5 protein-coding genes are annotated in these 4,168 nt (G+C 43.3%); 1 reads left to right on the top strand and 4 read right to left on the bottom strand.

The window, feature by feature from the left end; all coding sequences use genetic code 11:
* The first annotated feature begins 234 nt into the window (after positions 1–234).
* Positions 235–597 carry a CbiX/SirB N-terminal domain-containing protein gene (locus tag B7Y67_RS11895; RefSeq protein ID WP_293598827.1) on the top strand — a complete coding sequence of 121 codons (363 nt, stop codon included), beginning with the start codon at positions 235–237 and terminating at the stop codon, positions 595–597.
* Here B7Y67_RS11895 and cobA read toward each other — a convergent pair.
* From cobA to B7Y67_RS11875, 4 genes are all read right to left on the bottom strand, one after another.
* Positions 520–1,380 (bottom strand): uroporphyrinogen-III C-methyltransferase, encoded by an 861-nt coding sequence (gene cobA / locus B7Y67_RS11890; protein WP_293598826.1) that lies wholly within the window; start codon positions 1,378–1,380, stop codon positions 520–522. The two genes, B7Y67_RS11895 and cobA, sit on opposite strands and share 78 nt — an antisense overlap.
* Before the next feature lie 13 nt (positions 1,381–1,393).
* On the bottom strand, positions 1,394–1,936 hold the full coding sequence (locus B7Y67_RS11885; protein WP_293598825.1) for a DUF934 domain-containing protein: 543 nt from the start codon (positions 1,934–1,936) through the stop codon (positions 1,394–1,396).
* A gap of 17 nt (positions 1,937–1,953) precedes the next feature.
* The gene (locus B7Y67_RS11880) at positions 1,954–3,684 is read right to left on the bottom strand and encodes a nitrite/sulfite reductase (protein WP_293598824.1); all 1,731 of its coding nucleotides are present in this window, start codon (positions 3,682–3,684) and stop codon (positions 1,954–1,956) included.
* Between the two features lie 170 nt (positions 3,685–3,854).
* Positions 3,855–4,168, bottom strand: a 314-nt coding sequence (locus B7Y67_RS11875) for a hypothetical protein (RefSeq protein ID WP_293598823.1), incomplete at its 5' end; no start/stop codon positions are given.

Below are 4,168 nucleotides of genomic sequence, written 5' to 3'. Positions count from 1 at the left end.
GCCTGAATGATGACATACCAAATACCCCGTTCAAAGACGGACTTGGGACCTACTGAGCTCATACAAAAGACCTCGTATATATAAGATTACAGTCTACCCTGATCGGTAAACAGTATCTATCTAAAATTTCTTATCATTTCAAAGTAAATTACAAAACTAAGACCCTAATAAAGACGTCCAATTAAATTCAGAGTAAGCTTAAACACTTATAGAAATCTTTATTAGAAGGATTGCATGAAGGCTCTGATCTTATTTGGCCATGGTGCTCGAGATATTCGCTGGCGCGAACCCTTTGATCGCCTGAAAGAAAAGTGGGTGGCACAGCATCCAAATGTGTTGGTTGAGCTTGCCTTTCTAGAAATGATGGATCCAAGCCTCGAAGCTGCAATCAGCTCCTTAGCAATGAAAGGAGTTCAAGAAATTAAGATACTTCCAGTCTTCTTTGGCCAAGGTGGCCATTTACGACATGACTTCCCCGCACTTCTCGCCAATTGTCGTGAAAAATTTCCTGCAATTACCTTAAGCACAAAGCCGGCTGTTGGTGAAGACGAGGCTGTCCTGCAAGCCATCATCGATTACGCCGCAAGATCCGTTTAATGTAGAGGAAGGTGCTTCTAGATTCTCCCTTAGAGCCTCGCCAATCATGATGAGCGCAGGTGAGCTAATGTTGAACCAATCAATCGCGTGTCCATCAGCCAGTTCCCCAAGAGTGCTTGACAAATGTCGTTCACTTTTAGTGCTGACAGACTCTAAAATATGAACAGGGGTTCCTCTATGGTGATGCGTCCCAGCCTCAATCAATTGTTTGGCAATTTTTACCGCATCCTTTCGCCCCATGTAATACACCAAAGTATCTGCCTTCGGCTGTGCCATAGGAACATACTCCGATATTGATGGGCTTTCAGAATTTAAGTCATTGCTTTGCGCCAAAGTGACAAATGCCACACTTCTACTCACCCCGCGCAAAGTAAGTGACTGCTGAATAGAAGCAGCACCAGCTAAAGCAGCGGTAATACCAGGAACAACCTCTACATCAATATTGCTATCTTTTAAGGCCTGGATTTCTTCATCAGCGCGCCCAAAAATCATTGGGTCACCACCTTTTAATCGAACAACGGTTTTATATTGATGTGCAGCGTCAATGAGACGTTTGTTAATAAAGTGCTGTGCCGAAGACAACTTTCCGCAACGCTTACCCACCGGCACCTGAATAGCTTGAGAGCAAAGATACAGCATTTCAGGGTCAACCAAAGCATCATGAAACACGATATCAGCCTGAGCTAATAACCTTGCACCGCGCAAAGTAATGAGATCCACTGCGCCAGGACCTGCGCCAACCAAGAAAACCTTACCCAGCTCAAGAAGATTTTGTGTGGACATGGTTCTTGATAACTTAGGCGATAGTAGCGCGTTGCTCGCGCCAACTATTTTGAGTGGTGACGCTATAAAGATTAAATTGTTTAAGAGCAATATCTAGATTCTGATCTGGGCGCAATTCAAAGCTATCAAATCCCACTCTGGCACCTTGCAGGAGTTGATCGATTAAAACATCGCCAAGCGCTCTAATCTCACCCTGCCAATCAAAACGCTCCCTTAATAAGGCCGCAGTACTAAAGCTTCTACCATCCCTAAAAAACGGAAAGTACGCCCCGACTACCGGCCAGATTAATTTGCCGCTCTCAATAATTTCTGAGTACTTCAGAATGTCGTCATCCGCCGCAAACCACACCCCGATTTTCCCATCCTGAGCACGATCCAAGATATCGGGATTCTTATGATGACTAAGCCACCAATGAAATGGCACCAGCACTTTATGAAAACCGTGAGCTAAATCCGGGATACCGCCTTCATCATGCTCCCTGTTCCACACATACCACTCATTAATCATCAATAATGGCTTGCCGTCTTTGGGATAATAAATAATTTGATGGTTCATATTCTCATTAAGCCAAGCTAGCTATTAGCCGCGCCCTTAGCGTGTTTACTGCTATGTCTATAGGCAGCATCCTTAAATGGGATGACGCCCAACCTACGATAGGTCTCAATAAATGGCTCATCAGCCGAACGTTGCTCCACGTAGGTATTGATTATGCTAGTCATAACATCCGGAATTTCATTGGCATAAAAGGATGGTCCGATGACTTTTCCAACAGATGCATTCTTTCCCTGATCGCCACCTAAGGTAATTTGGTACCACTCTTCCCCGTCTTTATCAACACCGAGTACACCAATATTGCCGACGTGATGATGGCCACAAGAATTAATGCAACCAGAAATATTTAATGAGATATCACCAAGGTCATGGAGATAATCAAGATCATCAAAACGCTCTTGAATTGCCTTGGCAATTGGTAGAGACTTAGCATTAGCCAATGAACAAAAATCCCCGCCAGGACAGGCGATGATATCGGTTAATAGCCCTATATTAGACAGCACAAGATGGTTTTTTTTTGCCGCTCTCCAGAGACTAAGAAGCTCAGTCTGCTCAACATCAGCCAAGACTAAGTTTTGTTCATGAGTAACTCGTAGTTCACCAAAACTATATTGATCCGCCAAATCCGCGATAGCATTCATTTGATCACTAGTTACATCTCCAGGCGCAGCGGTGCCGTGAGGTTTGAGCGACAAAATTACTGAAGCATATCCAGGAACTTGATGAGACTTAACATTGCGCTCTAGCCAACGACTAAAAGCAATTTTTTCATTAAGTTCTAGCTGTGCTTGGAAATAAGAGAGCACTTGCTGCTGGTTAAGCGCAACTAGAGATTGATAGCCAGGCCTAGTGAAGTGTTTGGCTACCCTATCCCATTCAGCTTGAGTGAAATTATCCTTACTCTGCCTAGTGTCGTTATGTAGTTGAGCCCACTCACCCTCCACTTGACGTGCGAATTCTTCTGGGCCCAATGCCTTGACTAAGATCTTAATGCGGGCCTTATAGAGATTTTCTCTTCTACCAAAACGGTTATATACCCGCAGCAATGCAGTCAGATAACTTGGGAGAACTTGCCAAGGCAAATTCTTTTTAATTAACGAGCCCAAAATTGGAGTGCGCCCCATACCCCCACCCGCGTAGATATTCGCAGTCAGTTCTCCATGATTGATATCTGGATTTTTTTGGAGCTCAATACCCACATCATGGCAAAGCAACACTGTACGATCTTCTTTAGCACCATTAATCGCAAACTTAAATTTTCGCGGTAGATGAGCAAACTCTGGATGCAAGGTGGACCATTGACGAAGCAATTCACAAATTGGCCTAGGGTCAATACATTCATCAGCTGCAACACCTGCAAAAGCATCGCTTGTAATGTTTCGGATGCAGTTACCTGAAGTTTGAATTGCATGCATCTCTACTTTGGCTAGTTCAGCCAATATATCGGGGGTCTGCTCCAACTCCACCCAATTGAATTGAATATTTTGACGGGTCGTAAAGTGACCATAACCACGGTCATACTTTTCCGCAATAACAGCTAGGGTGCGTAACTGTTTCGAACTGAATAAGCCGTATGGAATAGCAACGCGTAACATGTAAGCATGTCGCTGGTGATACAAGCCATTTTGCAAACGGAGTGGTCGAAACTCTTCTTCAGGGAGGGTGCCATTTAGGCGACGCTCGACCTGATCTCTGAATTGGGCAACCCTCTGGTCTACAAGGGTTTGGTCAATGTGGTCGTATTTATACATAGCAAATGTATTGTCTATGCATAGCTTTATTTCTACAAATAATTAAATTTTGTATCTATATATCTAAATTGATATATAAAAATATTTGACTGCACCACTAGCCAGATAAAGCATTAAAGATTCAGTTTTCGGAAATTCTTCTATCAGCCCAATTATCCCAATGCGCACTATCAGTAGCTGATAGCTTTTTCAAATTCCTCGTCTACCTGATCACGATCCTGAGTCAATACATGCTGAGCTATAAGGAATACTCCCGAAATAAAGCTGAGGCAAACTAATAGGCTAAATGCATGGTACTGGTTAAGGTCATTTTGGTTCAATGCCTCCAAATAACGACTGCTATTGAGCGCCAAATGGCTTGATAGGCCTAAAAGCGCGATACCCAAAGATATTTGAGCCAAAGTCAAAAATAAAGACTTTTCTCCTACAGTTTTTGCCGACATCATTTTCCCCTCAATTGAATAAGAGAGGATCTTATGTATAT

This window comes from Polynucleobacter sp. 35-46-11 (assembly GCF_002281105.1).
Note: the sequence above shows the minus strand (reverse complement) of the source record. Positions and strands in the feature narration are given on the sequence as shown.

Coding starts and splice junctions, on each gene's coding strand:
- B7Y67_RS11895 (WP_293598827.1), top strand. CDS start 235: ATGAAGGCTCTGATCTTATTTGGCCATGGTGCTCGAGATATTCGCTGG.
- cobA (WP_293598826.1), bottom strand. CDS start 1,380: ATGTCCACACAAAATCTTCTTGAGCTGGGTAAGGTTTTCTTGGTTGGC.
- B7Y67_RS11885 (WP_293598825.1), bottom strand. CDS start 1,936: ATGAACCATCAAATTATTTATTATCCCAAAGACGGCAAGCCATTATTG.
- B7Y67_RS11880 (WP_293598824.1), bottom strand. CDS start 3,684: ATGTATAAATACGACCACATTGACCAAACCCTTGTAGACCAGAGGGTT.